Raw genomic sequence first — 26,942 nt, 5'->3', positions numbered from 1 at the left:
CCCCTCGGGTGGGGGGGGGGGGGGGGGGGGGGGGGGGGGGGGCGGGGGGGCCCCCCCCCCCCCCCACGAGGGGGTGGGGGTGCGCCCACCTGGGTCAGTTCGGGGTGGCCGTCGGAGTGGGGAGGGGGTCGGGGATGCCCGGGAAGGCGGTGGTGGGGGCGCCCCAGTGGTGGGCGCGAAGGGTGCAGTCGCGCAGGGCGGTGGCGGCGGGCTGGCGTTGGGGGGCGGGGAGGTCGGCGACGAGGTCGGCGTAGACGGTGGTGAGGCGGGTTTCCAGGTGGGCCGCGAGCTTGGTGGCGGTGGTGGCGTCGGTGACGGCGAAGGGGAGCTGGTAGCCGCCGGCGGCGGGGGTGGGGGTGGCGCCGAGGGTGGTGAGGAGGCGCTGCCAGGCGTCGCGTTGGGCTTGGTGGGCGGCGTAGCAGGTGCGGGCGTCGGCACGCTGCTGGTCCTCGGGCAGGTGGGCGCCGACGACGCCGTAGCCGTAGACGGCGGCGTGTTCGGCGCTCAGGGCCTTCTGGAGGGCGGGCAGCGCTGCTCCGGGGGTGGCGGCGGGGGTCGGGGTGCCGGTGGGGCCGGGCTGGTCGGGTGGGGCGCCGAGGGCTGCGGCGTGCAGGGCGTCGGCGGCGGCGACGGAGGCGAGCAGCCGGGCGAGCGGCGGCCGGGCGGCGCCGAGGTCGGCGAGGTGGGACTGGGCGGTCTGGCGTTCCAGGGTGGCCAGGGCGGCGGGGGTGGCGCTCGGGGGCGTGGTGGGGGTGCCGGGGGTCGGGGGCACGGAGGCGGCCGGGATGCCGTAGGCGAGGGCCGCGCGGTGCTGGGCGGTCTCGGCGCGCAGCGACTGCAGCTGCGCCGTCCGGGTGGCGGGGGTGGCGAGGAGGGCGTCGTAGGCCGACAGCAGGGTGTCGGTGGCGGCGATGGCGCGCAGGCGGACCGGGGCGTCCGGGTCGGGGCCGGGGCCCTTGTCGCCGGGCATCACGGCACCGTTGGGGTCGGCCCCGGTGGAGCTGGTGCAGGCGGTGGTGAGGGTGATCAGTCCGAGGGCCAGGAAGGTCCGTCGGCTGGGCGGCTGCATCGGGGTCACTCCGGGCGGGTACGGGAGGGCGGCCTCCCCTGCCTGCCCTCGGTGGCCTGAATCTTCGCAGAACCCCCACGATCGTGGGTGGGTATCGGGGGTCCTGCGGGGTGGGTCGGGGGGTGTGAGCTTGCTCGCAGTGGGTGGCGTCCGGCTGGTCGCGGGAGGTCCGGAATCGGTGGTTCGCGGCTTCACCGGCTAGGCTTTGGGCCGAGCTGCCGTGACCCGGAGTGCGCCCGAGGGGCGCGGAGGGCGCGGGGCGACCTCTGACAACAGCAGACGCGGCCGAGGAGTCCACCCGGATGAGCACCACCCACACCGACCGGCTGCGCGCGTTGCTGGAGCCGCTGGCCGTCCAGGCCGGACTGGACCTGGAGGACGTCAAGGTCACCAAGGCGGGCAACCGCCGGCAGGTGCAGATCGACGTCGACACCGACGGCGGCGTGGACATGGACACCATCGCCGAGTTCAGCCGGGTGGTCGGCGAGGCCCTGGACGCCTCGGACGTGATGGGGGACGAGCCCTACCTGCTGGAGGTCGGCTCGCCGGGTGCGGAGCGTCCGCTGGTCCTGCCCCGGCACTGGCAGCGCGCGGAGGGCCGGCTGGCCAAGATCCACCTGGTCGACGGCGGGGAGATCGTCGCCCGGGTGCTCGAGGCGGACGAGGACGGCGCGCTGGTCGAGGTGCAGCCGGTGAAGGGGCGCGGCCGTCCGAAGGAGCGCCGTCTGGAGTACGCCGAGGTGACCCGGGCGCGGGTCCAGGTCGAGTTCAACCGCAAGGACGACGAGCAGCTCCTGGACGAGGCCGCCGACTTCGACGAGGGGGACGACGGCGCCGAGTGAGCCGGCCGCCGTACGACCATCATGAACGTGACGAAAGACGAGGAGGCGTAGCCGTGGACATCGACATGAGTGCCCTGCGCACGCTGGTCAACGAGAAGAACATCCCCTTCGACCTGCTGGTCGAGTCCATCGAGTCCGCCCTCCTCACCGCGTACCACCGCACCGAGGGCTCGCGCCGCCGCGCCCGGGTGCACCTGGACCGCAAGAGCGGCCACGTGACCGTGTGGGCGATGGAGGACCCGGCGGAGCTGGAGGAGGGCGTCGAGCCGAAGGAGTTCGACGACACCCCGAACGGCTTCGGCCGGATCGCGTCCAGCATCGGCATCCAGGTGATGATGCAGCGCCTGCGCGACGCCGCCGACGACCAGACCTTCGGCGAGTACGCGGGCAAGGAGGGCGACATCGTCACCGGTGTCGTCCAGCAGGGCAACGACCCGAAGAACGTGCTGGTCGACATCGGCAAGCTGGAGGCCATCCTGCCGCCGCAGGAGCAGGTCCCGGGCGAGGACTACCGGCACGGCACCCGGCTGAAGTGCTACGTCGTGGCGGTGCGCCGCGGTGTCCGCGGGCCGTCGGTGACGCTGTCGCGGACCCACCCGAGCCTGGTGAAGAAGCTGTTCGCGCTGGAGGTCCCGGAGATCGCGGACGGCAGCGTGGAGATCGCCGCGATCGCCCGTGAGGCCGGCCACCGCACCAAGATCGCGGTCTGGTCGCGCCGGGCCGGGCTGAACGCCAAGGGCGCCTGCATCGGTCCGATGGGCTCCCGGGTGCGCGCCGTGATGGGCGAGCTGCACGGCGAGAAGATCGACATCGTCGACTGGTCCGAGGACCCCCGCGAGATGGTCGCCGCGGCGCTGTCCCCCGCACGGGTGACCAGCGTGGAGATCGTGGACGCCGCCCAGCGCTCCGCGCGGGTGATCGTGCCGGACTACCAGCTGTCCCTGGCGATCGGCAAGGAGGGGCAGAACGCCCGTCTGGCCGCGCGCCTCACCGGCTGGCGGATCGACATCCGGCCGGACACCGAGGGCCAGGGCGAGCCCCAGTAGGAAAATGCAGGGGCCCAGGCCCAGTAGTCAGTGTCGTTCGTGGCGGTCCCCGTCGGTCCTCCGGGATCTACGGGGCGGCGCCATGTCGCTTCGGAGGGGTAGACTTGCCTTCGTCTGGCCGGACGCACGTCCGAGCACGCCCGGAACGCACCTGCGTGGGCTGCCGCAAGCGCGCGGCCAAGCACCAGCTGTTGCGTGTCACGGCGGTCGAGGGCGTCTGCGTTCCCGATCCCCGTGGCGCACTGCCGGGCCGGGGCGCTCACCTGCACCCCGACCTGGCCTGCCTCGACCTCGCGGTCCGCCGTCGGGCGTTCTCCCGGGCCTTCCGGCTCCAGGGGACGCTCGACACGGAGCGGCTCCGCGGGTTCATCGAGGAGCGGGTCGGCGGAGCCCCTGGGGCGGACCGCCTCCCGTGACGGCCGCCGCTCACCGCGGCGGAGAACCACCGCAACAAGCACAGCGCTCGGGCAGCCGCGCGCCGTGCCACCAGTCAGGTACCTCGCGATGTGGAAGTAGGTCGAGATTGCGATGAGCACTCGATGAGTACGCGATGAGTACGCGATGGGTACGCCCATGAAGTAGCGACAGTCCGGCGGACGAGACCCCCGGACTCATAGACAGGAGTGAAGTGGCTAAGGTCCGGGTTTACGAACTCGCCAAGGAGCTTGGCTTGGAGAGCAAGGCCGTCATGGCCAAGCTCACCGAGCTCGGTGAGTTCGTCCGTTCGGCGTCCTCGACGATCGAGGCGCCGGTCGTGCGCAAGCTGACTGACGCGCTTGGTGTGGCCCCCACCGGTGGTGGCGCTGCCAAGCCGGGCCCGCGGAAGACCGCGGCGCCCCAGCCCGCGGCAGGTGCCGCGGGTGCACCCAAGCCGGGTGCTCCGACCCCGGGTCCGCGCCCTGGCGCGACCCCTGGTCCCCGTCCGACCCCGGCCGCTGCGGCTCCCGCCGCGCCGGCCGCCCCCGCGGCTCCGGCCGCTCCCGCCGCGGCCCGTCCGGGTGCGCCGACCCCGGGCCCGCGCCCGGCCGCGCGTCCCGCCGCTCCGGCGGCCCCGGCCGCTCCCGCGGCCGAGTTCTCCTCGCCGGCTCCGGCCGGTGACGCCCCGCGTCCGGCTGCCCAGGCCCCGCGTCCGGCCGGTCAGGCCGGCGGCGGCGCCCGTCCGGGCCCGCGTCCGGCCGGCCCGCGTCCGGGCAACAACCCGTTCACCTCGGGCAGCGCGACCGGCATGGCCCGCCCCGGCGACCGCCGTCAGGGCGCGCCGGGTGCCCGTCCGGGTGCTCCGGGCGCGCAGGCCGGCGACCGTCCGCGTCCCGGTGGGGACCGTCCGCGTCCGGCCGGTGCGCCGGGTGCCGGTGCGCCGCGTCCCGGTGGGGACCGTCCGCGTCCGGCCGGTGCGCCGGGTGCCGGTGCCCCCCGTCCGGGCGGGGACCGTCCGCGTCCGGCCGGTGCGCCGGGTGCCGGTGCCCCCCGTCCCGGTGGTGCTCCCCGTCCTGACGGCATGCCGCGTCCGGCCGCGCCGCGTCCCGGCGGGCCGACCCCGTCCGGCATGCCGCGTCCGAACCCGGGCATGATGCCGCAGCGTCCGGCCGGCCCGCGTCCGGGTCCGGGTGGCCGTGGTCCCGGTGGCCCCGGCGGTCGTCCGGGTGGTCCGGGTGCCGGCGGTGCCCGTCCCGGTTTCCAGGGTCGTCCGGCCGGTCCGGGCTCGCGTCCGGCCGGTGGCGGCGGCTTCGGCGGCCCGCGTCCGGGTGGCGGTGCTCCCGGTGGCGGCGGCGGCTTCGGCGGCCCGCGTCCCGGTGGCTTCGGCGGTCGTCCCGGCGGCCCGGGTGCCCGTGGTGGCACGCAGGGCGCCTTCGGTCGTGGCCCGGGCGGTCGCCCGGCGCGCGGTCGCAAGTCGAAGCGGGCGAAGCGCCAGGAGTACGAGGCCATGCAGGCCCCGTCCGTCGGCGGTGTGATGCTGCCTCGCGGCAACGGCCAGACCGTTCGCCTGTCGAGCGGCGCCTCGCTGATGGACTTCGCGGAGAAGATCAACGCCAACCCGGCCGCGCTCGTCTCCGTCATGTTCAACCTCGGTGAGATGGTCACCGCGACCCAGTCGGTCTCCGACGCGACCCTCGAGCTGCTGGCCGGCGAGATGGGCTTCCAGCTGGAGATCGTCAGCCGGGACGACGAGGACCGCGAGCTGCTGGAGTCGTTCGACATCGACTTCGGCGCCGACGAGGGCGACGAGGACCAGCTGGCCCCGCGCCCGCCGGTCGTCACCGTCATGGGTCACGTCGACCACGGTAAGACCCGCCTGCTGGACGCGATCCGCAAGTCCAACGTGGTGGCCGGCGAGGCCGGTGGCATCACCCAGCACATCGGTGCCTACCAGGTGGCGACGATGGTGAACGGCGAAGAGCGCCCGATCACCTTCCTCGACACCCCGGGTCACGAGGCGTTCTCCGCCATGCGTGCCCGTGGTGCCAAGTCCACCGACATCGCGATCCTGGTGGTCGCGGCCAACGACGGTGTCATGCCGCAGACGGTCGAGGCGCTGAACCACGCCAAGGCCGCCGGTGTGCCGATCGTGGTCGCCGTCAACAAGATCGACGTCGAGGGCGCCGACCCGACCAAGGTCCGCGGCCAGCTGACCGAGTTCGGCCTGGTGGCCGAGGAGTACGGCGGCGACACCATGTTCGTCGACATCTCCGCGCGCCAGGGTCTGCACATCGACCAGCTGCTGGAGGCCGTGGTCCTGACCGCGGACGCCTCGCTCGACCTGCGGGCCAACCCCGACCAGGACGCGCAGGGCATCGCGATCGAGGCCCACCTGGACAAGGGCCGCGGCGCCATGGCGACCGTCCTGGTCCAGCGCGGTACCCTCCGCGTCGGTGACTCGATCGTCGTGGGCGACGCCTACGGCCGCGTCCGCGCGATGCTGGACGAGAACGGCAACAACCTCTCCGAGGCCGGTCCGTCCCGCCCGGTGCTGCTGCTCGGTCTGACCTCGGTGCCCCGCGCCGGCGACAGCTTCATCGTCGTCGACGAGGACCGCACCGCCCGCCAGATCGCCGAGAAGCGCTCGGCCCGCGACCGCAACGCCGCCTTCGCGCAGCGTCGGGTCCGGGTGTCCCTGGAGGACCTGGACAAGGCCATCGCCGCCGGCTCCATCGAGCAGCTCAACCTCATCATCAAGGGTGACGTCTCCGGTTCGGTCGAGGCCCTCGAGGACGCCCTCGTCAAGCTGGACGTGGGCGAGGAGGTCGAGCTCCGGGTCCTGCACCGCGGTGTGGGTGCCATCACCGAGTCCGACGTGGACCTGGCGATGGGCTCGGACGCCATCATCATCGGCTTCAACGTGCGCGCCGAAGGCCGTGCGCGTGCGGCGGCCGAGAAGGAAGGCGTGGACGTCCGGTACTACTCGGTCATCTACCAGGCGATCGAGGAGATCGAGAACGCCCTCAAGGGCATGCTCAAGCCGGAGTACGAGGAGGTGCGCCTCGGCGCCGCGGAGATCCGCGAGGTCTTCCGCTCCTCCAAGTTCGGCAACATCGCCGGTGTCCTGGTCCGCGACGGCATCATCCGCCGCAACGCCAAGGCCCGCCTGCTGCGCGACGGCAAGGTCGTGGCGGAGAACCTCTCCATCGAGGGTCTGCGCCGCTTCAAGGACGACGCGACCGAGGTCCGCGAGGGCTTCGAGGCCGGTGTCACCCTGGGGTCGTTCAACGACATCAAGGTCGACGACATCATCGAGACCTACGAGATGCGCGAGAAGCCGCGCGCCTAGTCGGTGTCAGCCGGGGCCGGTCGACGGATGGTATTTCCGTCGACCGGCCCCGGTCTCGCTGTGTAGGGTCCGGGGTGTTCGAAAGTCACCTTTCGACAGTCCCGGCGCGAGCCCGGTTCCGGGCCGCGCCTTTCCCCGAGGCCTTCCAGGTCGGCGAGACCTGTCACACATGTTCGTGGGAACACTCACCTTCGACCTGCTGCTGGGCGACGTCCACTCGCTCAAGGAGAAGCGTTCGATCGTGCGGCCCATCGTGGCCGAACTGCAGCGCAAGTACAGCGTGTGCGCTGCCGAGACCGGGAACCAGGACCTGCACCGCCGGGCCGAGATCGGCCTCGCGGTGGTCTCCGGCGAAGCCGGGTACGTCACCGAGGTCCTGGACAGCTGTGAGCGGTTGGTCGCCGGCCGCCCCGAGGTGCAGCTCCTCTCCGCGAGGAGGCGCTACCACAACGACGACGACGAATGAGGGCTGTGGAGCCGGTCGGCGGAAGTCGCCGTTCTCACACAGATCAGGACCGAGAGCGCCCGCAAGGCCGGGCGCGGGCCGGTACTTTGGGGCGTGGGCCCCGACGGGTGCGCAGCTCGCCCGGGTACCGGGCCCACTGCACGAGGAGGCAACGTGACCGACACCGCAAGGGCGCGCAAGCTCGCCGACCGCATCCAGGTGGTCGTCGCCCAGACCCTGGAGCGGCGGATCAAGGACCCGCGACTGGGGTTCGTGACCATCACCGACACCCGGGTGACCGGCGACCTGCGCGAGGCCACCGTCTTCTACACCGTCTTCGGCGACGAGACCGAGCGCCAGGCCACCGCGGCCGCGCTGGAGAGCGCCAAGGGCGTGCTCCGCTCCGAGGTCGGCAAGCAGACCGGGGTGCGCTTCACCCCGTCGCTGACCTTCGTCGCGGACGCGCTGCCGGAGAACGCCCGGAACATCGACGACCTGCTCGACCGGGCCCGGACCTCCGACGCCGCCGTGCGCACCCAGGCCGCCGGGGCGACCTACGCCGGCGACGCGGACCCGTACCGGGTGCCGGCGTCCGAGCGTGACGACGAGGACGAGTAGTCATGGCGGGTGAGCCGGCGCGGGCCGCCTCGCGAGCCGGATCGACCACGGGGGCGTCCTCCACCAGCACGGTGGAGGGTGCCCTCGCGGCGCTTCCGGGGCCGCGCGCCGAGGAGAGCGGCTTCGAGCTGATCTGGCAGCAGGTGGTGGGGGAGATCGGGCGGGCCCGGTCGATCGACCTGATCTGCCACATCTGCCCGGACGGCGACGCCCTGGGCTCCTCGCTGGCGGCCGCCCTGGCACTGCGCGCGCTCGGCAAGCAGGTGCGGGTCTCCTTCGGTGACGACCCGCAGATCGTGCCCGAGTCGCTGGCCTTCCTGCCCGGCCAGGAGCTGATCGTGCCGGCCGCCGAGGTGCCGGACGTGCCCGAGCTGGTGCTCTGCTTCGACGTCGCCGCGCAGAGCCGGCTGGGGCTGCTGCACGACAAGGCCTTCGCCGCGCCCGTCCTGGTGGTGTTCGACCACCACGCCTCCAACCCGGGCTTCGGCACCCACCAGCTGATCGACCCGTCCGCGCCGGCCACCGCCGTCCTGGTGGACGAACTGCTGCGCCGACTCGGCGTGGAGCTCGACCAGGACCTGGCCACCTGCCTGTACACCGGGGTCGCCACCGACACCGGCTCCTTCAAGTACCGGGCCACCACGCCCGCGACCCACGAACTCGCCGGGCGGCTGCTGGCCACCGGCATCCGGCACGACCTGATCTCCCGGCAGCTGTGGGACACCTCCTCCTTCGGCTACCTCAAGGTGCTCGCGGCCGCCCTGGACCGGGCCGTCTACGAGCCGGACGCGGCCGACGGGCTGGGCCTGGTGTGGACCTGGGTTCCCTACCAGGACCTGGCGCTGTTCAGCGTCACGGTCGAGGAGATCGAGGGGCTGATCGACATCCTGCGCCGGCCGGCCGAGGCCGAGGTGGCGCTGGTGCTCAAGCAGGACCCGGACGGCACGCTGCGCGGCTCCTCCCGCTCCAAGGGCGCGGTGGACGTGGCCGCCGCCTGCGCCGAACTGGGCGGCGGCGGGCACGTCTTCGCGGCCGGGTTCAGCGCCCGGGAGGACGTCACCGCGGTGGTCGAGCGGTTCCGGGGCGCGCTGCGGCCGGTACGTTGAGGGCTCCTGCACGTCTTTAGAGAAAGAACCCGATGAAGCGCAAAGGCACCGGCCCGGACGGCCTGGTGATCGTCGACAAGCCCGAGGGCATCACCTCCCACGGGGTCGTCGCCAAGATGCGGTGGCTGGCCGGGACCCGCAAGGTGGGGCACGCCGGCACGCTGGACCCGATGGCGACCGGCGTGCTGGTGATCGGCGTCGAGCGGGCCACCCGGCTGCTCGGCCACCTGATGCTGACCGCCAAGACCTACGAGGCGACCATCCGGCTCGGCCAGACCACCGTCACGGACGACCGCGAGGGCGAGGTCACCGCCTCGACCCCGGCGCAGGGCGTCACCCGGGAGGCGATCGACGCCGGGATCGCGGCGCTCACCGGCGAGATCATGCAGGTGCCCTCCAAGGTCAGCGCGATCAAGATCGACGGCAAGCGGTCGTACGCGCGGGTGCGCGAGGGCGAGGACTTCGAGCTCGCGGCCCGGCCGACCACGATCCACTCCTTCACCGTGCACGACCAGCGCGCGGTGGTCGCCGAGGACGGCACGCCGGTGATCGACCTGGACGTCACCGTCGAGTGCTCCTCCGGCACCTACATCCGGGCGCTGGCCCGCGACCTGGGCGCCGGGCTGGGCGTCGGCGGGCACCTGACCGCGCTGCGCCGCACCAAGGTCGGGCCGTACGGGGTGGAGTCGGCGCGCACCCTGGAGCAGCTGGAGGCCGCCGTCACCGGCGACTCCGGCGCGCCGCTGGAGGTGCTGCCGATCGCGCAGGCCGCGGCCGCCGCCTTCCCGCGCTGGGACCTGGACGAGGACTCGGCGCAGAAGCTGTCGCACGGCGCCCGGCTGAAGGCGCCCGGGCTGGGCGTGGACGGGCCGATCGCGGTGTTCGGGCCGGACGGGCGCTTCCTGGCGCTGGTCGAGGAGAAGGACGGGCAGGCGAAGCCGGTCGCGGTGTTCGTCGGCTGAGTGGTCCGTGCCGTGACCCCCGTCGGGAATCCCGGCGGGGGTTTTCACCTGTGCGGGCCGTTCACCCGAACCGGGGGCTTCACCCGGCCGGGGGAGCGCGCGAGGTGAACGACCGTGGTGAGCGGCGCGGGCGCGGTGGGGGCGCCGCCTCGGCGGGCAGGCTCCCGGCGGCGAGCGGGCGACGGGCCCGGGCGACGGTCGAGGGGGCATCCATGCCGGGGTTTGCGGAGGGCGATCCGGGGCGGCACCTGCTGCGGATCCGCGACCTCAACGGGCGGCTGCACGGCTTAGGGTTCGTCGCCGACCCGCAGGGCGGCGTGCTCACCGCGCACGAGGCCGTGGCGGGCCTGGACCGGGTCGTGCTGCACACCCCCGGCGGCCAGACCCGGGTGCTCGGCCCGGACGCGGTGCTGCCGCTGCCCGAGCACGGGCTCGCCCTGCTGCGCACCGACGCCGTCGGCGGGCTGCCGGTGCCGCCGCTGCCGGTGGCCGCGGTGGGCGCCGGGCACGAGGTGCTGCTGCCCGCGCTCACCGGCGAGGACGGCCGGGCGGTCGCGCTGCGCTGCGGGCTGCTGGGCGTCAGCGGTGCGACGTACGGCGGGCACGCGCTGGCCGGGGTGCTGGTGCTGGACGTGCCGGCGGTGGGCGGGGTCGTGGTGCCGGCCGGCTCGCCGGTGCTGGACACCCGCAGCGGCGCGGTGGTGGCGCTGGTCGCGCCCGCCCTGCGCGGCCCCCGGCACGGCGGGGCGCTGGCGGCCGTTCCGGCCGGGGGCGGCGCGGTGGTCGCCGAGGCGCTGGCGGGACTGCTGGCGCGCAACGCGGCGGCGGTGCCCGGGTACGGTCCGGCGCTGAACCTGGCCGGGGTGCTGCGGCTGACCGCCGGCCAGCTGGCCGCCGCCGGTGCCGGGCCGGACCGGGTGGCCGGGCTGGCCGCCGACCGGGTGGACCGGCCGGACGGGCCGGCCACCGACGAGCCGGAGGCGACCGTCACCGTCCTGGTCGGCGCCCCCGGCAGCGGACGCTCCACCGAACTGGCCGCGCTGGCCGTCCGCCGCTCCGGCGGCGCCCGGCCGCTGCCCACGCTCTGGCTGCGCGGCGCCGACCTGCGGGCCGAGGACCGCTCGCTCGCCGAACCGGTGGAGCGGGCGCTGGCCGCCGCCGCGGCCGGGCTCGGCGTCCCGGCGCCCGCGCCCGAGCCGGTGGCGGCCCTGTGCGCGGCGGCCGGGCGGCCGCTGCTGGTGGTCCTGGACGGCCCCGAGGAGGCCCCGGCCGAGCTGGACCCGCGCTGGCTGCGCGGCGCCGGGCAGTGGCTGACCGGCTGCGGGGCGCGGCTGCTGGCCGCCTGCGGCGAGGAGGTCTGGGAGCGGCTGGCGGCCGAGCCCTGGGGGAACGGCGCCCACGGCATCCCGCGTCTGGCGGAACCGGGACCGGACGGCGACCTGGCCAGCGCCCCCACCGTCCGGATGGACGGCGCCGGCCCCGGTGTGCCCACCCTGGCCGGGCAACGGCTCGGCCCGCTGCCCGCCGAGGCGGCCGAGCGGGTGCGCCGCCGCTACGGGCTGCCGCCGGGCCGGCCGACCGCCGCCGAGGACGCGCGGCACCCGCTGGCCGTCCGGCTGGCCGGGGAGCTGTGGGCGCAGGGCCTGCACGACGGGCCCGCGCGGCGCAGCGAACTGTTCGGCGCCCACCTGGACCTGCGCTGCCTGCGGGTGGCCCAGCGGCTGGCCGAGGACGGCCGGGCGCGCCGCCCGGGCGCGCACCGCCGGGGCGCCGCCCGGCCCGCCGGACCGCGCCAGCGGCAGGTGCGCCGGCTCGCGGCGGCGGTGGCCGGACGGGTGCACGAGGCGGCCCGGCGGATGCTCGGCGAGGAGCCGGGCGCACTGCGCCGGGAGACCTTCGAGGCGCTCTTCCCGGTCGACGGCGGCTGGGCGACGGCGGTGCTCGCCGAGGGGCTGTTCGTCCCCGCCGGGTCCGGATTCCGCTTCGCCCACGGGGAGTTCGCCGACTGGCTGCAGGGTCGGCACCTGGACCTGGACGCGGCGCTGCGACTGCTGCTCGGGGAGGCCGAGGACACCCCGCCAGGCCCGGAGGGATCCGGACCGGCCGTCCCCCGGCACCGGATCGGCCCGGTCGTCGCCGCGCTGCGCCGGGTCGCCGAGACCTGGGGCGCGCCCGCCCTGGACCCGTGGCTGCACCGGATCTGGCGCGCGCTGGACCTGCGCCCGCCGGGCAGCGAACCCGCCTGGTGGGCGGGCCGGTTGCTCACCGCCGGACTCGCCGCCAGCCCCGACCTGGTCGAACACCGGGCGCTGCTCGACCAGTTGGCCCGCCGGATCGCCGAACGGGCCGCCGCTGCGGGCGGTGCGGGCGGTGTGGAGGCGCTCGGCGGGCTGAGCCGCTTCGGCCCGGCGTTCTGGAGCGGCCTCGGCCTGCCCGTCGAGGCCGAACTCGCCCTGCTGCGCCGCCTGGTGGCCGCCGACGGCCCCGAGCAGCGCTTCCTCGGCGCGGTGGCCGAGCGGCTGCGCGCCGACCCGGTCACCGTGTTCCCACTGCTCTGCGCCTGGTTCGACGAAACGACCGATTCGCGCGTCGCCGACCTCGCCCAGGACCTGCTGTACGCCCACCGCCGGCTGGCCCTGGACGAGTTGGCCGACGCGCTGGCCGACGCCGCGCACCCGAGGGCGGACGCGCTGCTCACCGTGCTCGCCGCCGAGGAGCCGTCCGCGCTCTGCCGCGCGGTGGACCGCTGGAGCCACGACCGGCGGCCCGAACGGCACGTCGCGGCCGCCGTGCACGGGCTGCGGACGGCCCCGTACGCCGGCGGGGCCGGGGTCGAACTGCTGCGCTTCAGCGCGCTGACCCTGCTCGCCCGCGAGGACGAACCGGGCCTGCACGGCGCCGCCCTGGCCCTGCTGGTCGGCGACCCGGCGACCAGGGCCGAGCACCTGGACGCCGCGCTCGCCCTGCACCGGGCGGGCGGCGACGCCTTCCTCACCCCGGACGCGCTGGCCCCGGCCCTGGAGAGCGACCCGGAGCCCGTCCTGGCCGCGCTCGCCGACCGGCTGACCGGCTCGGGCGGCGCGGCCACCACCGCGACCCTGCGGGTGCTCGCCGACGCCCGCGACCCGGTGGCGGCCCGGCGGGGCGCCGAGCTGGTCGCCCGGCTGCTGCGCCAGCACCCGGCGCTGGCCGGGCCGGTGGCCGTCGACTACCTCGGCCGGCGCCTGCGCCGCGCCGCGATCGACGGGTCGGCCGACCGGCTGGAGCTGCGGGTGCTGCTCGGCGCCGCGCTGGCCGCCCGGGCGGCGGCGGTCCGCGCGCCGTTCGCCGAGGTGCTGTCCGTCCCGGTGGCCGATCCGGCGGCGGACGCGCTGCGCTGCGAGCTGCTGGACGCCCTGCTCGCCACCGAGACCGACCGGGCGGTGCTCACCGCCGCGGTGGAAGGCCTCGCCGAGCACTGCGCGGCCGAGAACCCCGCCCGGGCCCGCGCCGTGCTGGCCCGGGCGACCCCGGGTCTGGCCGACGCGGACGACCTGCTGGTGCGCTGCGCCGGGCGCTCGGCGGCCTTCGCCCAGCTGCTCGCCCAGTGGCCGTGCGACGCCGCCCCGACCGCTCCCGACGGCCCGCGGCTGGCCCGGATGCGGGCCCTGGTGGCCGCCGGACGGGACCCGCAGTACGCCGCCGCCGAGGCCGAGCGGACCGCCCCCGAGCGGGCCCTCCGCACACCGGTGCGCTCAACCCCCATTCCGGTGCCTGAGCCGGGGCAGGCGCATGGCACGCTATAGGGGTTCGGGTTTTGAGCGTTTGAGCGTACCGAGGGTACGCACCGTACGGAACGAGGAGCAGTCGGGTGCAGCGCTGGCGTGGCCTGGAGGAGATCCCCGCTGACTGGGGACGCAGCGTCGTCACCATCGGTTCGTTCGACGGGGTGCACCGCGGACACCAGTTGATCATCGGGCGGGCGGTCGAGCGGGCCCGCGAACTCGGCCTCCCCACGGTCGTGGTGACCTTCGACCCGCACCCGCGCGAGGTGATCCGCCCGGGCAGCCACCCGCCGCTGCTCGCGCCGCACCCGCGCCGGGCCGAGCTGATCGCCGAACTCGGCGTGGACGCGGTACTGGTGCTGCCGTTCACCACCGAGTTCTCCAAGGAGTCCCCGGAGACCTTCGTCCAGCAGGTGCTGGTGGACGCGCTGCACGCCCGGGTCGTCATCGAGGGCCCCAACTTCCGCTTCGGGCACAAGGCCGCCGGGGACGTCGCGCTGCTCACCGAGTTGGGCCGGGCGGACGACTTCCAGGTCGAGGTGGTGGACCTGCAGGTGTGCGGCACCGCCGGGGACGGCGAGCCGTTCTCCTCCAGCCTGACCCGCCGGCTGGTCGAGTCCGGGGACATGACCGGCGCCAACGAGGTGCTCGGCCGCCCGCACCGGGTCGAGGGCGTGGTGGTGCGCGGCGCGCAGCGCGGCCGCGAGCTCGGTTACCCGACCGCGAACGTGCAGACCGTGCCGCACAGCGCAGTCCCGGCCGACGGCGTGTACGCGGGCTGGCTGACCGCCGAGGGCGAGCGGATGCCGGCGGCGATCTCGGTCGGCACCAACCCGACCTTCGACGGCACCGCCCGCACCGTCGAGGCGTACGCCATCGACCGGGTCGGCCTGGACCTGTACGGGCTGCACGTGGCCGTGGACTTCCTGGCCTACCTGCGCGGGATGGAGAAGTTCGACTCCATCGAGGCGCTGCTGGACCGGATGGCCGACGACGTGAAGCGCGCGCGTGAGCTGACCGACGCCGTCTGACGACCGGCGCCGGCTTTCGTCCGGCACCGCGGCCGAGGGCCCGCCGACTCCTGGTCGGCGGGCCCTCCGTCGTCCTACTGCTGGGGCGGCTGCTGCGGGTGCGGGTAGCCGTAGCCGGGCGGCGGCGGGGGCTGGGGGGCCTGCTGCTGCGGATCGGAGTACGCCAGGCAGTCGTAGTCGTACCCGGGCCGCAGAGTTCCCTGCGGCGGTGGCTGCTGCTGGGGCTGCGGCCAGCCGTAGCCGGACGGGGGCGCGGGCTGGCCGGGCTGCGCCCCCCACGGCGCGCCGGGCGCGGGCTGGGGGGCCTGCTGCGGGTCGGCGTACGGCTGGGGCTGGCCCGGCTGCGGCTGGTGGGCGGTCTGCGCCTGCTGCTGCCAGCCGCCCTGTTGGGCGGCCGCCTGCTGGGCCCGGACGATGTCCTCGCCGACCAGGGTGGCCAGCTCGAAGTACGCCTCGCGGACCTTGGGCCGCATCATGTCGAGGTTGACCTCGGCACCGGCCGCCAGGCTCTCGTCGAAGGGCACCACGACCACGCCGCGGCAGCGGGTCTGGAAGTGCGCGACGATGTCCTCGATCTTGATCATCTTGCTGGTCTCGCGCACCCCGGAGACCACCGTGATGCTGCGCTGCACCAGGTCGGCGTAGCCGTGTGCGGAGAGCCAGTCCAGCGTGGTCGAGGCGCTGGAGGCACCGTCCACGCTCGGGGTGGAGACGATGATCAGCTGGTCGGCGAGGTCCAGCACCCCGCGCATCGCGCTGTACAGCAGACCGGTGCCGGAGTCGGTCAGGATGATCGGGTACTGGCGGCCCAGCACCTCGATGACCTGGCGGTAGTCCGAGTCGTTGAACGTGGTCGAGACGGCCGGGTCGACGTCGTTCGCCAGGATCTCCAGGCCCGAGTTCAGGTCCTGCGAGGTGAACTGACGGATGTCCATGTAGCTGCGCAGGTGCGGGATCGCCGTCACCAGGTCGCGGATGGTCGCGCCGGTCTGGCGCTTGACCCGGCGGCCCAGGGTGCCGGCGTCCGGGTTGGCGTCGATCGCGATCACCTTGTCCTGGCGCTCGCTGGCCAGGGTCGCGCCGAGCGCGGTGGTGGTCGTGGTCTTGCCGACGCCGCCCTTGAGGCTGATCACGGCGATCCGGTAGCAGCTCAGCACCGGGGTGCGGATGATCTCCAGCTTGCGGGCCTTCTCGGCCGCAGCGGCCTTGCCGCCGAACTGGAACCGCGGCTGCTGGCGCTGCTGCTTGGGCTGGCTGCGCAGCAGCCGGTCCGAGGACAGCTCGACGGCGGCGGTGTAGCCGAGCGGGGCGCCGTGCGCGGTCTGCTGCGGGGCGGCGGCCTGCTGGAACGCGGCGGGCGGCGGCGCGGCGGCGCCCTGCGGCGGCCAGGGCTGCGCGGGGCCGGGCTGCTGCGGCTGGACGGGCTGGCCCGGCTGGACGGGCTGGACGGGCTGGGGCGCGGTCGGCGGCTGGTAGGCGCCGGGCTGCGGCCAGCCGCCCTGGCGCGGGTCCACCGGACCGGACTGCGGCTGGGGCTGCGCGGGCTGCGGCTGCGGGTGCGGCTGGACGGACTGCGCGGGCTGGCCCGGCTGGGGTTGGGCGGCCCAGGCGGCCTGCGGGTCCCACCCGGGCTGCGGGTCGTGCGGCGCCGCGGGGTTCTGGGCCGGCACCGGCTGGGCCGGCGGCTGCGCGAGGTTCTGCGGCGGTACGGGCTGCGCCGGCTGCGGCGTCGCCACGTGCGCCGGGTACGGCTGCGGTTGCGCCGGTACCTCCGCCGGCGGCCAGGCCGCGGCTGCGGGGGCGTGCGGCTGCTCCGGCGTCACGGCCGGGGCCGGGGCCGGGGCTGGGGCCGCCACCGGGAACGGAACGTGCTGCGCCTCGGCCTGGACGGGCGGCACCGGCGGGACCGGTGCGGGCGCCGGTCCCGGCTCGGCCGCCGGGGCGGGCACCGGAGCCGGGGACGGCGCAGGGGCCTGGGCCTGGACCTGCGCGGGCACCGGAGCCTGCGGCTGGGCCACGGGCGCCGGCGCGACCGCCTGGTCGGCCGCCGCAGCCGCAGCCGCAGCCGCAGCCGGAGCCGGAGCCGGACCAGGGACAGGAGCCGTCGGCTCGGCAGCGGGAGCCTGCCCGGCAGCGGGCGTCGCCGCCGGCCCCGACTGCACGTACCAGGACGGGGGAGTGTAATCGGGCGCGTCGGACCAGTCGTCGTCGTCCTCCGCCGCGTTGTCGCCGACGTAGACGCCGTCCCGATCGCTGCTCACTAGGGCTCCCTCGTGTTCGCCGCCGCTTGTTCAGCGGTGCCGTTGCCGCAACAAAGACTAGGCCGTTCGGCTGCCCCGGTTGAAGGCGGCTTCGGTTCCGGACCGGGATCGACCGGCCCGGAAGCGCCCCTCAGTCCATCCGGCGCGGGCCTCCGAGCACCTGCTGTTCGGCCTGCCCGGCCACCGCCCGGACGTACTGACGCCGCATCCGGGTGGCCCACAGGGTGAGGTCGTCGCCGAGGGTGGGCAGCGCGGCCACGTCCTCCGGCGGGAGGGACAGCACCCGGCCGGTCAGCTCCGCCTCCTGCGGGGAGATCCGCTGCACGCCGACCAGGTCGGCCGCGTTGAGCACCCGGGAGGCGTTCGGTCCCAGGTAGGGCAGCAGGGTCAGGGTGGTCTGCCAGGGCGCGGCGGAGAGCCGGCTGCGCGGCGGACGGGCGCCGAGGTCGCGCACCACCAGGACCGGCGAGGCCACCGAGGCGCCTTGCGGGCCGAGCCGTCCGACCTGGTGGACGGTCACGCACGGCTGGCCGCCGCCGGCGGCCTGCGCCATCGGGCCCCAGAGTTGGCCGCGGGCGGTCTCGACCGCGACCCGGGCGCCGATCGCGGCCGCCCGCAGCGCGATGACCTGCGCCGTCCAGATGCCGCCGACCAGCACCAGGTCGTACGAGCTGGGGCGGAACAGGCCGAGCACCGCGGGCAGTCCCTGCGGGTCGACGCCGATCACCACGCCGTCGTCGCCGACCGGGAAGGCCAGCGCACCGAGGTCGGCGGCCTCCAGCACGTGCTTCTCCCGGCGCGGTCCGCGCAGCCCGAAGCCGGGCAGGATCCGCGGCCGGGTCCGCCGCTGCTCGGCGCCGGGCTGCGGGCCGGGGGCCGGATAGGTCTGGTACGCCATCAGGACGCTCCTCCCAGCGGCAGGGTGGCGAGCATGCCGGGGGCCTGCTCGAGGTCGAGCCGGACCAGGCCGAGGCCGGCGCTCTGCGCCCGTGCCTCCACCTGGCGGCCGACCTGACCGACCTCGCTCTCGCTGCGCCCGGTCACCCGCAGGTGCCCGCTGACGGTCACCGAGCCGCCGGTGCCGTGCCCGGCGGTGAGGCTGAAGGTGCTGGCCAGCGCGGGGGAGCCGGTGATCAGGTTGACCAGGTCCGGTGCGCCGATCCGGCCGGGCGCGCCGCCGGGGCGGCTGAGCTGCGGCCAGCGGGAGATCCAGTAGGTGCTGTGCCAGCGGTCGTCGATCCGCCAGAAGCGGTTGCCCTCCTGGGTGCGGCGGGTGGTGCCGCCGCCGCTGCCGGTGCCCTGGCGCCCGGCGACCGCGATCGGGTTGGCACAGGTGGCGATGGCCAGGGCGGCGATCAGTTCGCGCTCGTCCAGCACGGTGGCGTTGAACCCGGCGCTGTTGAGCCGCCCGGCCAGCTGGTCGGTCACCCGCTGCAGCGCCTTGCGGGCGCCCTCCTCGCCGCCGCCGCGGGCCCGGACGGCGCTGGCCGCGCGCTCCGGGTCGAGCTTGAGGGCGACCCAGGTCAGCCGCAGTCCGGGGGTGGAGGTGCCGTCCGGCAGCTCGCGGTAGGCGCGGGCGGCCAGCGACTGCTCGGGCAGGTGCGGGGCCGGCGCGGGCTGGGTGTGCTGGACCAGCTGCACCGACTCCAGGGTGACGTCGTCCACGGTGAGCGCCGAGCAGATCACGTCCAGCGGCAGCGGCAGCGCGGTGCGTACCGGGCGCAGCGGCTGGTCCTTGGCCTGGACGAGCAGCACCGAGCTGAGGAAGGTGCCGTCGCCGACCATGCCGGTCTCCCGGCGGACCGGGCGGCCGCCGAAGTCGGCCTCGGTGGCGTGGGTGCAGGTGCGCAGCCCGGGCTCGAGTTCCAGCGCGGGCGCCAGCGCGGGGTCGGTGCCGGGCGGCGGCAGCAGCGACTTCGCCTGCTTGCGGCGGGACTTGAGGGCCGAGCGCACCCGCAGCAGCTCCGGGATGGTGCGGCCGCGCAGCGGGACGACCGCCAGCACCAACAGCACCAGCGAGACCGCGCCGAAGCCGGCCGCGGCCGGGCGGCTGATCGTCCAGCCGACCGCGACCAGGGCGGCCGCGACCTCGACCAGGACCAGCTGCTGGAGCTTCAACCGGCCGCCGAGCAGCCCGGGTCGGGGGTTGACGCGGACCTGGACGGCGCCGCCGGCGCCGGCCCCCGTCGGCGGGCGGACGGCCGTGGCCTCGACGGGCGGGCCGCCGCGTCGGGCCCGTCCGGACCGGCGCGACCTTCCGCCGCCCGCGCTGCCGCGGCGTTCTGGAGCGGTCTGGCTTGGCATCCCCCGGTGGCCCTCTCTGATCCGTTGTCACGGCCCGGCTGGCTGGTTCGCGGACCGTACCCGTACCGTACTCACCGTCTGCTGCCGCATCGTAGAGGGTTCGAGCCGGATCCCGCCCGGCGGGTGCGGACCACGGGGACGGTCGGACCGACGGGAGGCCGACCACGTCTGGCACACGTCTGACAGAGGGGGACGACGAGGATGGCATCGCGCCGGGACGAGCTGAACGCGTACACCTTCGCCCGCAAACGCACGGTGGGGGCGTTCCTGCTGCCCTCCGGGGGCGGCAGTGACGAGGACGCGCCGCGCCCGGTGAAGGCGGTGCTGCCGAGCGTGCTGGTCGGGGCGGTGGTGGTGGCCGGGTTCGGGCTCTGGGGGGTGTTCAAGCCCGCCGCTCCGCTGCAGTGGGACAGCGGCAAGAACATCATCCAGGGCAAGCAGTCGACCACCCGCTACGTGGTGCTGACCGATCCGGACGGCAAGACCAAGCGGCTGCACCAGGTGCTCAACATGTCCTCGGCGAGGCTGGTGCTGCCGGCGGACGCCAAGGTCGTGGTGGTGGACGACGGGGTGCTGGACCGCTACCCCAACCACGGCCCGACCATCGGGATCCCGTACGCCCCGGACAAGTTGCCCAGCAAGGACAACGCGAGCCAGCCGATGAAGTGGGCGGTCTGCGACCGGCCGGGCTCGGACGACAAGCAGGAGACCGTCAACCAGGCGGTGTTCGTGGCGGCCGGCCCGGACGCGGCGGCGCTGTCGGCCAAGGACCGGATGCTCGGCCCGGACCAGCTGATGCTGGTGCAGCAGGCGGACGAGCAGCAGGTCTCGACCACCTCGGGCTCGGGCCAGTCGGCCGCGGGCGCCGCGGCGGTGTTCCTGGTCGACGCGCAGGGCCGCAAGCACGTCATCGGCCCGCAGTCGGACGACAAGGAGCGCAAGGCGCTGATCACCGCGGTGTTCGGGCCCAACGCGGTGCCGCAGCGGGTCAAGCGGGAGTGGCTGGACACCCTGGTGAACGCCAGTCCGATCACCTTCCCGGACGTCAAGGGGATGACCGACAGTCAGGGTCCCAACTCCAGTGTGGCGCTGGGCAACGCGGCGGACCGCCGGATCGGCCGGCTGGTGCACTACCAGGACCGCAACTACGTGGTCGGCAAGGACGGCCTCTTCCTGATCACCCCGTTCCAGGCGGAGCTGATCCGGCAGAACCCGGCCTACCAGGTGCTCTACAAGTACGACCAGGACAAGCGGCCGCGCAGCGACGACATGACGCCGGAGGACCAGTCCAGGTTCAACACCGACGTGAAGCTGCCGGGCACCGCGGACGACTGGCCGCTGAAGTCCGCGGCGCCGGTGAACAACTGGCAGGACCGCCAGGACGCCCGGCTGGTCGTCTGCAGCACCTTCGACGGCATGTCCGAGGACGGCCGCACGCCCAAGCGCAGCGTCTGGGCGGGGACGTCCTACCCGGCGGCGTACAACAACGGCGCGGGCGCGGCGTACGTGACGCCCGGGCACGGCCTGTTCTACCGGGCGGTGGACAACGCGGGCGGCGGCAACCAGCCCGGTGCCAACGCGGCCGCCGGCTCCGGCACCGACTTCCTGATCACCGAGACCGGGCTGCGCTACTCCGTCCCGGCCAACGGTGACGGCGGTCGCGGTCCGAGCCCGTCGGCGGGTGCGAGCGGCGCCGCGAAGACGCCGGCCCCGCAGCAGAGCACCTCGAACCCCGGTTCCGGGGACCAGCCGACCCAGAACCCGGACGACCAACCCGGCGGAAACCAGGCACGATTGGGTTACCAGAACGTCCAGCCGCTGCCGGTACCGAAGGAGTGGTCCAACCTGGTCCCGGCCGGTCCGCCGCTGACCGCGAAGAGCGCCGCGCAGCCGCAGAACGCCTGACCGGCCAAGCCCGGCAACGGAATTGGCCCCAGTGTCATGGTCTGGTAACTACTCAGCGCTCGATGTTGGGCGAGTTGCGTGTGCCGACTACAGTGCTGCTGGACATCACACGGGTGATGCGGCGGCAGGGCCCTGGGGCCCTCCGTACACACAATTGTTTGTCTCATGGGGGATGGTGGAGCATGAGTGACGGCCAGTTCACGGTGACCGCACAGGAGATGACGGCCTTCGCCGGGAAGATCGAGGAGGCGATCGGCCAGATCGAGCAGGAGCGCAGTGCGCTTCAGACGACGGTCGACAACATCACCAGTGGCTGGAAGGGTCAGGCGGCGGAGGCCTACAAGACCCTGCAGACTCAGGTCAACGACGACGTCAAGAAGCTGAAGGAATCGCTGACCGCGATCAAGCACGCGATCGAGCTGACCACCAAGCACTACGCGAGTGCCGAAGAGGAGCAGAAGGCGCTGTTCGGCCCCCAGGGCTGATCATCGCTTCCGCGCTGATCAACGCTCTGCTCCGACCTTCCGCCCGCCGGGGCGCCCGCGGCTGAGCGCCGGGTGCTCCGCATCCTCGTCAAGGGAGACATCGTGTCCGACCACATCCTCGTCAACTTCCAGACCCTGCACCAGGCCTCGCAGGACGTGCAGAACTCGGCCAACCGGATCGAGCACATGCTGTCCGAACTGCGCAAGGAGGTCACCAAGATCTCCCACGGCTGGCAGGGCCAGGCCCAGCAGGGCTACAACGCCCAGCAGGCCAAGTGGGACTCGGCCGCCCAGAACCTGAAGGACACCTGCGCCAAGATCTCCGGCTCGCTGGAGAGCGCCGCGCAGAGCTACCAGCAGACCGAGAAGAAGAACGCCGGTCTCTGGCAGGGCTGATCGACCGTTCCCGGGACGGGAACGACAGGGCGGGTACCCGGGTTTCCGGGCACCCGCCCTTCGGCGCGTGGCGCGGCACGGGGTGGAGAACATGAGGGGTGGCAGGGTGTCCGGAGGCGGGTTCCGTAGGACGGCCGCGGCGCTGGCCGCGCTCGCGGTGCTGGGCGGTCCGCTGGCCGCCCCGGCGTACGCGGACGGGCCCGGGCTGGCCTCCGCCGGTGACTGCCCCAAGCCTGCGCCCGACGTGCAGACCGTGCCCTGGTCGCTGCAGCGGCTGCTGTTGGACGAGTTGTGGCAGGGCGGGGCGACCACCGGCAAGGACGTGACGGTCGCCGTCATCGACACCGGGGTGGACGACAACAACGCGCAGCTGGCCGGCAAGGTGGTGCAGGGCCCCAGCCTGCTGTTCGACAAGCAGAACAACAAACTGGTCGACGGCACCTCGAAGAACGACACGGTCGGCCACGGCACCAAGGTGGCCGGCATCATCGCCGCTCGCCGCAGCGACCGGACCGGTTTCGTCGGACTGGCACCCGACGCCCAGATCTACGCCATCCGGCAGAACGACAGCGAGGGCAACGGCGACGTCGCCAGCCTCGCGGCGGCCATCAGCGACGTCGTCAAGTACGACAACGACGTCCTCAAGACCAAGGACCCGAACAAGTCCCTGATCAGGGTCATCAACATCTCCCAGGACGTACGCGGCGCGGGCGACGCCCACTTCGGCGGCTACCAGGAGCTGAAGACCGCGATCCAGGACGCCGAGAACGCCGGCATCGTGGTGGTCGCCTCCAGTGGCAACGACGGCAAGGAGGGCGACACCTACCCGGGCGCCTTCCCGACCGTGCTGTCCGTGGGCGCCTCCGACCGCAACAACGAGCGCGCGCCGTTCTCCCAGTACGGCTCCTTCGTGAAGGTCGCCGCGCCCGGCGTCGAGATGCTCTCCACGGTGCCCGGCGGCGGCCAGTGCGTGGACAACGGCACCAGCTTCGCCGCCCCGTACGTCTCCGGGCTGGCCGCGCTGCTGCTCGGCGCGCACCCGAAGTGGACGCCGGCCCAGGTGCGGGCCTGGATCGAGCAGACCGCCCAGCGCACCGAGCCCGGCCCCAACCAGTTCATCGGCTGGGGCGTGGTTGACCCGGTCAAGGCCGTCACCAAGGCGCCCGAGAACCCGCCGTCCGCCCCCGCCCCGGACGCCCCGGTGCGGCTGGCCGCAGCACCGATCGTGCCGGCGCCGGTCGGCCTCGGCGAGACCCAGGCGGACCGCGACGGCCGTACCGCCACATACGTGGTCGGCGTCGGCGCGCTGCTGGTCGCCCTGCTGATCGGCGGAGGAGTCGTGCTGCGCGACCACCGCCGCAAGTCCGCCGACCGACAGGCGTGATGCGCCTGACACGCGTCCGAGAGGTGTTCGGGAAAAACCCGTGAAACACCTGTAACACCGGCGCCCGCTCACCGCATCCATCAGGTGTCAGGGGCACACGGACGCGGGGGAGCGGCGGGCGATGGGGTGGATCGGGGGCGGCCGCGAGGCCAAGGACGCCGAGTTCCTGGAGCTCGTCTCCAGCCGCACCGGCCACCTCTACCGCTCGGCCTGCCTGCTCACCAGCGGCGACACCCACTACGCGGAGGACCTCGTGCAGGAGGCCCTCAGCCGGATGTACGTGCTCTGGCGGCGCAGCGCCTTCACGGGCGGCCGGCACCGGATCGAGAACCCGGCGGCCTACACCCACACGGTGATGGTGCGCACCTTCCTCGCCCAGCAGCGCCGCCGTTCCAGTGGCGAGCGCCCGAGCGAGAGCCTGCCGGAGCGGGAGGGGCACGACGCGGACAGCAGTCTGCGGCTGACCCTGCTCGACGCGCTCGGGCGGATGCCGGCCAAGGACCGGGCCGTGCTGGTGCTGCGCTACTGGGAGGACCGCAGCGTCGAGGAGACCGCCGAGGTGCTGCGGCTGTCCTCCGGTGCGGTCCGGACCAGGACCACCCGGGCGCTGGCCCGGCTGCGCACCCTGCTCGGCGACTCGCTGGCCGAACTCGCCGTCCGCTGACGTCCTCCGCACCACCCGCTGACCACTTCTGGCCCTTCCGCGACGCAAGGAGACGGTGATCCGCCATGTCCGAGCCGGACAAGTTCGAAGACGATCTTCTCTACGCCCTCACCCGTACCGGTGAGGGTTTCCGCCCCGACCAGGCCGACCAGGCCGGGCTGGTCGCGGGCGGGTACCAGCGCGGCCGCCGCCGCTGGCGCCGCCGTTCGACCGCCGCGGTGGTGGGCGGTGCCGCCGCGCTGGCCCTGGTGGGCACCGGCGCGGTGTACCTGACCGGCAACGGTTCGACGTCCGGCGGCACGGCCACGGTGGCCGCGGCCCCCGCCGCCTCCACCGGTGTCGCGCTGACCCCGGCCTCCGCCGGCGCCGGTACGCCCACCCCGACCGCCACCGCCGCCGCGGCGGTCACCGGCGACGAGGTGCTGGCCACCTTCAAGGCCCTGCTGCCCAAGGGCGAGATCACCGATGCGAGCGGCCGGGGCAGCAACGGCTCCATGCCCACCTTCGCGGGCGCCCAGCTGGTGTTCGACGACGGCGCCGGCAAGTCGCAGCTCATGGTCGGGGTGCAGAAGCACCGCAAGGGCCAGGCCCAGGAGCGCTCCTGCCCGGACGCCAAGATCAACCGGATCGACGCCTGCTCGGTCACCACTCTGGCGGACGGCTCCAAGCTGTTCCTCAGCGAGGGCTACGAGTACCCGGACCACCGCGCCGACACCAAGGAGTGGATGGCGTCGCTGACCGGGCCGGACGGCCGGGAGATCAACCTCAGCGAGTGGAACTCGGCGCAGGAGAAGGGCGCGTCGGTCAGCCGTCCCAACCCGCCGCTCACCCTGGACCAGCTCCGGGCGATCGTCACCGACAAGTCCTGGGACCGGATCGTCGCGGGGGTCCAGCCCGACGGCGTCGACCCTGCGGCCACCGACACCGGTCTGTCCCTGCAGGACCGCCAGGCGATCCTGGCCAAGTTGCTGCCCGCCGGGGTGACAGTCAGCAAGATCGACGGCAACGAGACCTTCGCCGACGTCCAGCTCACCCAGGGCGGAACCACGGGATCGCTGGTCCTGCGGGTGCAGAAGCTGGTGCGCCAGCCGGGCGACCAGACGGAGAAGATGTTCGAGGGCGCGACGGTCCTGCCCGAGGGGGGCCTGCTCAAGCTCTACGGCCCGGGGACGCCCAATCCGAAGGGCCAGCCGATGGCGGACGTCCTGCGGGGCGACCTGCGCATCCTGGCCGGCCAGGGACCGACGGGCAAGCCGCTGCTGAGCCTGGACCAGCTGAAGGCGATCGCCGCCAGCCCGGAGTGGAAGATCAAGAAGTAGCGGTCACGGACGTGGCGGTGCCCCGGGCTCTGAGGAGAGCCCGGGGCACCGCCGTGTGGGGGAGGGGTGGGGGATCGGGGGTCAGTCCCGCTGGTCCTCGGGGAGGCTGATCACCCAGCGGGTGGCCTGCCGGGGACGCAGGTAGAACAGCCAGTAGAGGGTGGCGGCGGCGGTGATGCCGCCGGTCCACAGCAGGGGCTCGGCGTCCAGCTGGGTCATCACGTAGACCAGGACGACGATCAGCAGCACCGGAACGGCCGGCCACAGCGGCATCCGCCAGGCGGCGGCGTGCTTGTGGTGGCCGCGGCGGGAGAGCAGCGAGGCGATCGCGACCAGCAGGTACATCGCGGTGACGGCGACGCCGGTGATGTTGCTGAGCAGCTCGCCCTTGACGAAGCAGAGCGCGGCGCCGGGCAGGCCGACCGCCAGGGTGGCGATCCACGGGGAGCCGAAGCGGCCGAGGGTGCCGAAGGCCTTGTTGACCGGCTCGGGCCAGGCCTTGTCGCGGGCGGAGGCGAACAGCACCCGGGAGTTCTGGATGACCATGACGATGCCGGCGTTGATGATGGCCAGCGCGATGCAGAGGCTGATGAAGGTGCCGACCGCGGAGTTGCTCCAGGCGGTGACCATGCCGGAGATGTCGCCGGAGGTCAGGGTCTGCAGGTCGGGGGCGCCCATGGTGATGGCGGCGACTGGGATCAGGATGATGGCGCTGGAGAGGCCGAGGGTCCACAGCACGGTGCGGGAGACGGTGCGGCGGGGGTTCTCCAGCTCCTCGGACAGGTAGACGGCGGTGGAGAAGCCCTGGGTGGCGAACAGGGCGATGCCGAGCGCGCCGATGATGGCGCCGATGCGGACCGGGCTGGCGGCGCCGCCGTCGGTGGAGACCAGGCCGTGCAGCAGGCTCGGGTGCTGGGCGTTGGTGTGGGCGAAGCCGAGCACTGAGACCACGCCGGCCGCGATGACCTCCAGGACCAGGAAGATGCCGGTGATCCAGGCGTTGGCGCGCAGGTCGAGCAGGCCGGCCAGGGTGGCGGCCAGCATCACGGCGGCGCCGGCGATCGCCTTGTCGACGTGCAGGACGGGCGCGAGGTAGTCGGCGGTGCCGAGCGCGATGACCGAGGGGACGATCATCACCACGATGAGCGACTGGATGAAGACCAGCCAGCCCGCGAGCCGTCCGGCCAGGGTGCCGACCATCGCGTACTCGCCGCCGGCGCTGGGGATCAGGGTGCCGAGCTCGGAGTAGCAGAACGCGACCGCGATGCAGAGCACCGAGCCGATGGCGATGGCCAGCGCGGTGGCGCTGCCGATGCTGGAGAACAGCTGCGGCACGATCACGAAGAGCGTCGACGCGGGCGTGACGCAGGACAGCGTGAGCAGGGTGCCGCCCACGACGCCGATCGAGCGCTTGAGCTGCTGGGGCGCGGCTGCCCCGTCCGCCGTGGCGGTTACGGTCTGTGGCGGGCGAAGCGTGTCGGGCATGTCGATTCCGATCGGCTCTGTGCGGTCCTGGGATGGGAGCGGTATCGCCTCCGCTGACTGGGCTGCTCGGGACTGGTCCGGTCGCTCCCG

At 74.3% G+C, this 26,942-nt stretch carries 21 protein-coding genes; 16 read left to right on the top strand and 5 right to left on the bottom strand.

The annotated features are described in order from the left end of the window. Positions 1-94 precede the first annotated feature (94 nt). Positions 95-1,069, bottom strand: a complete 975-nt coding sequence (locus tag ACWCYO_RS29480; protein WP_449785895.1) for a ferritin-like domain-containing protein — start codon at positions 1,067-1,069, stop codon at positions 95-97. A 302-nt stretch (positions 1,070-1,371) separates the two neighbouring features. Here ACWCYO_RS29480 and rimP point away from each other — a divergent pair, with 302 nt between their 5' ends. The 10 genes from rimP (at position 1,372) to ACWCYO_RS29430 (ending at position 14,649) form a co-directional block, all read left to right on the top strand. Continuing rightward, the gene (gene rimP, locus ACWCYO_RS29475; RefSeq protein WP_270146889.1) at positions 1,372-1,911 is read left to right on the top strand and encodes a ribosome maturation factor RimP; all 540 of its coding nucleotides are present in this window, start codon (positions 1,372-1,374) and stop codon (positions 1,909-1,911) included. A 53-nt stretch (positions 1,912-1,964) separates the two neighbouring features. Further along, positions 1,965-2,957: a transcription termination factor NusA gene (nusA, locus tag ACWCYO_RS29470; RefSeq protein ID WP_270146890.1), complete on the top strand. Its 993-nt coding sequence runs from the start codon at positions 1,965-1,967 to the stop codon at positions 2,955-2,957. A gap of 155 nt (positions 2,958-3,112) precedes the next feature. Beyond that, a complete protein-coding gene (locus tag ACWCYO_RS29465) occupies positions 3,113-3,373 on the top strand; it encodes a YlxR family protein (protein ID WP_270146893.1) in 261 nt (86 codons plus the stop codon). Positions 3,374-3,585: 212 nt separating this feature from the next. Next, positions 3,586-6,723 (top strand): translation initiation factor IF-2, encoded by a 3,138-nt coding sequence (gene infB, locus ACWCYO_RS29460; protein ID WP_270146894.1) that lies wholly within the window; start codon positions 3,586-3,588, stop codon positions 6,721-6,723. Positions 6,724-6,892: 169 nt separating this feature from the next. Further along, complete coding sequence (locus tag ACWCYO_RS29455) at positions 6,893-7,189, top strand: DUF503 domain-containing protein (protein ID WP_030289887.1); 297 nt, start codon at positions 6,893-6,895, stop codon at positions 7,187-7,189. Between the two features lie 153 nt (positions 7,190-7,342). Continuing rightward, on the top strand, positions 7,343-7,786 hold the full coding sequence (gene rbfA, locus ACWCYO_RS29450; RefSeq protein WP_270146897.1) for a 30S ribosome-binding factor RbfA: 444 nt from the start codon (positions 7,343-7,345) through the stop codon (positions 7,784-7,786). Positions 7,787-7,788: 2 nt separating this feature from the next. Beyond that, the gene (locus ACWCYO_RS29445; RefSeq protein WP_270146898.1) at positions 7,789-8,892 is read left to right on the top strand and encodes a DHH family phosphoesterase; all 1,104 of its coding nucleotides are present in this window, start codon (positions 7,789-7,791) and stop codon (positions 8,890-8,892) included. 32 nt (positions 8,893-8,924) lie between these two features. Continuing rightward, positions 8,925-9,854 carry a tRNA pseudouridine(55) synthase TruB gene (gene truB / locus ACWCYO_RS29440; protein WP_449785894.1) on the top strand — a complete coding sequence of 310 codons (930 nt, stop codon included), beginning with the start codon at positions 8,925-8,927 and terminating at the stop codon, positions 9,852-9,854. Between the two features lie 212 nt (positions 9,855-10,066). After that, positions 10,067-13,639: a serine protease gene (locus ACWCYO_RS29435; RefSeq protein WP_449785893.1), complete on the top strand. Its 3,573-nt coding sequence runs from the start codon at positions 10,067-10,069 to the stop codon at positions 13,637-13,639. Positions 13,640-13,704: 65 nt separating this feature from the next. After that, positions 13,705-14,649 carry a bifunctional riboflavin kinase/FAD synthetase gene (locus ACWCYO_RS29430; RefSeq protein ID WP_270146903.1) on the top strand — a complete coding sequence of 315 codons (945 nt, stop codon included), beginning with the start codon at positions 13,705-13,707 and terminating at the stop codon, positions 14,647-14,649. Positions 14,650-14,723: 74 nt separating this feature from the next. Here ACWCYO_RS29430 and ACWCYO_RS29425 read toward each other — a convergent pair whose 3' ends face one another. The 3 genes from ACWCYO_RS29425 to eccE all read right to left on the bottom strand — a co-directional run bounded on the left by ACWCYO_RS29425 (position 14,724) and on the right by eccE (position 19,214). Then, positions 14,724-16,910 carry a nucleotide-binding protein gene (locus ACWCYO_RS29425; RefSeq protein ID WP_449785892.1) on the bottom strand — a complete coding sequence of 729 codons (2,187 nt, stop codon included), beginning with the start codon at positions 16,908-16,910 and terminating at the stop codon, positions 14,724-14,726. Between the two features lie 130 nt (positions 16,911-17,040). After that, positions 17,041-17,808 carry a hypothetical protein gene (locus tag ACWCYO_RS29420; protein ID WP_270146906.1) on the bottom strand — a complete coding sequence of 256 codons (768 nt, stop codon included), beginning with the start codon at positions 17,806-17,808 and terminating at the stop codon, positions 17,041-17,043. Continuing rightward, a complete protein-coding gene (gene eccE / locus ACWCYO_RS29415) occupies positions 17,808-19,214 on the bottom strand; it encodes a type VII secretion protein EccE (protein ID WP_449785891.1) in 1,407 nt (468 codons plus the stop codon). Before eccE ends, ACWCYO_RS29420 begins: the two co-directional genes overlap by 1 nt. A gap of 201 nt (positions 19,215-19,415) precedes the next feature. On the opposite strand from eccE, the gene ACWCYO_RS29410 reads away from it, so the two are divergent. The 6 genes from ACWCYO_RS29410 (at position 19,416) to ACWCYO_RS29385 (ending at position 25,367) form a co-directional block, all read left to right on the top strand. After that, on the top strand, positions 19,416-21,119 hold the full coding sequence (locus ACWCYO_RS29410) for a type VII secretion protein EccB (protein ID WP_270146908.1): 1,704 nt from the start codon (positions 19,416-19,418) through the stop codon (positions 21,117-21,119). Positions 21,120-21,301: 182 nt separating this feature from the next. Continuing rightward, on the top strand, positions 21,302-21,604 hold the full coding sequence (locus ACWCYO_RS29405) for a WXG100 family type VII secretion target (RefSeq protein WP_270146909.1): 303 nt from the start codon (positions 21,302-21,304) through the stop codon (positions 21,602-21,604). A gap of 102 nt (positions 21,605-21,706) precedes the next feature. Then, on the top strand, positions 21,707-22,000 hold the full coding sequence (locus ACWCYO_RS29400; RefSeq protein WP_270146910.1) for a WXG100 family type VII secretion target: 294 nt from the start codon (positions 21,707-21,709) through the stop codon (positions 21,998-22,000). Positions 22,001-22,106: 106 nt separating this feature from the next. Then, the gene (locus tag ACWCYO_RS29395) at positions 22,107-23,384 is read left to right on the top strand and encodes a S8 family serine peptidase (protein ID WP_270146911.1); all 1,278 of its coding nucleotides are present in this window, start codon (positions 22,107-22,109) and stop codon (positions 23,382-23,384) included. Between the two features lie 121 nt (positions 23,385-23,505). Then, a complete protein-coding gene (locus ACWCYO_RS29390; protein WP_270146912.1) occupies positions 23,506-24,048 on the top strand; it encodes a SigE family RNA polymerase sigma factor in 543 nt (180 codons plus the stop codon). 65 nt (positions 24,049-24,113) lie between these two features. Beyond that, complete coding sequence (locus ACWCYO_RS29385; RefSeq protein WP_449785890.1) at positions 24,114-25,367, top strand: hypothetical protein; 1,254 nt, start codon at positions 24,114-24,116, stop codon at positions 25,365-25,367. Positions 25,368-25,448: 81 nt separating this feature from the next. Here the strand turns inward: ACWCYO_RS29385 and ACWCYO_RS29380 are convergent, their stop codons facing one another. Next, positions 25,449-26,852, bottom strand: coding sequence for an APC family permease (locus ACWCYO_RS29380; protein WP_270146914.1), 1,404 nt, complete (start codon positions 26,850-26,852; stop codon positions 25,449-25,451). Between the last annotated feature and the right edge of the window lie 90 nt (positions 26,853-26,942).

The sequence above is a fragment of the Kitasatospora sp. NPDC001683 genome, assembly GCF_053596495.1.
The sequence above is the reverse complement of the archived record's forward strand: the minus strand, read 5'-3'. Positions and strand labels throughout refer to the sequence as shown.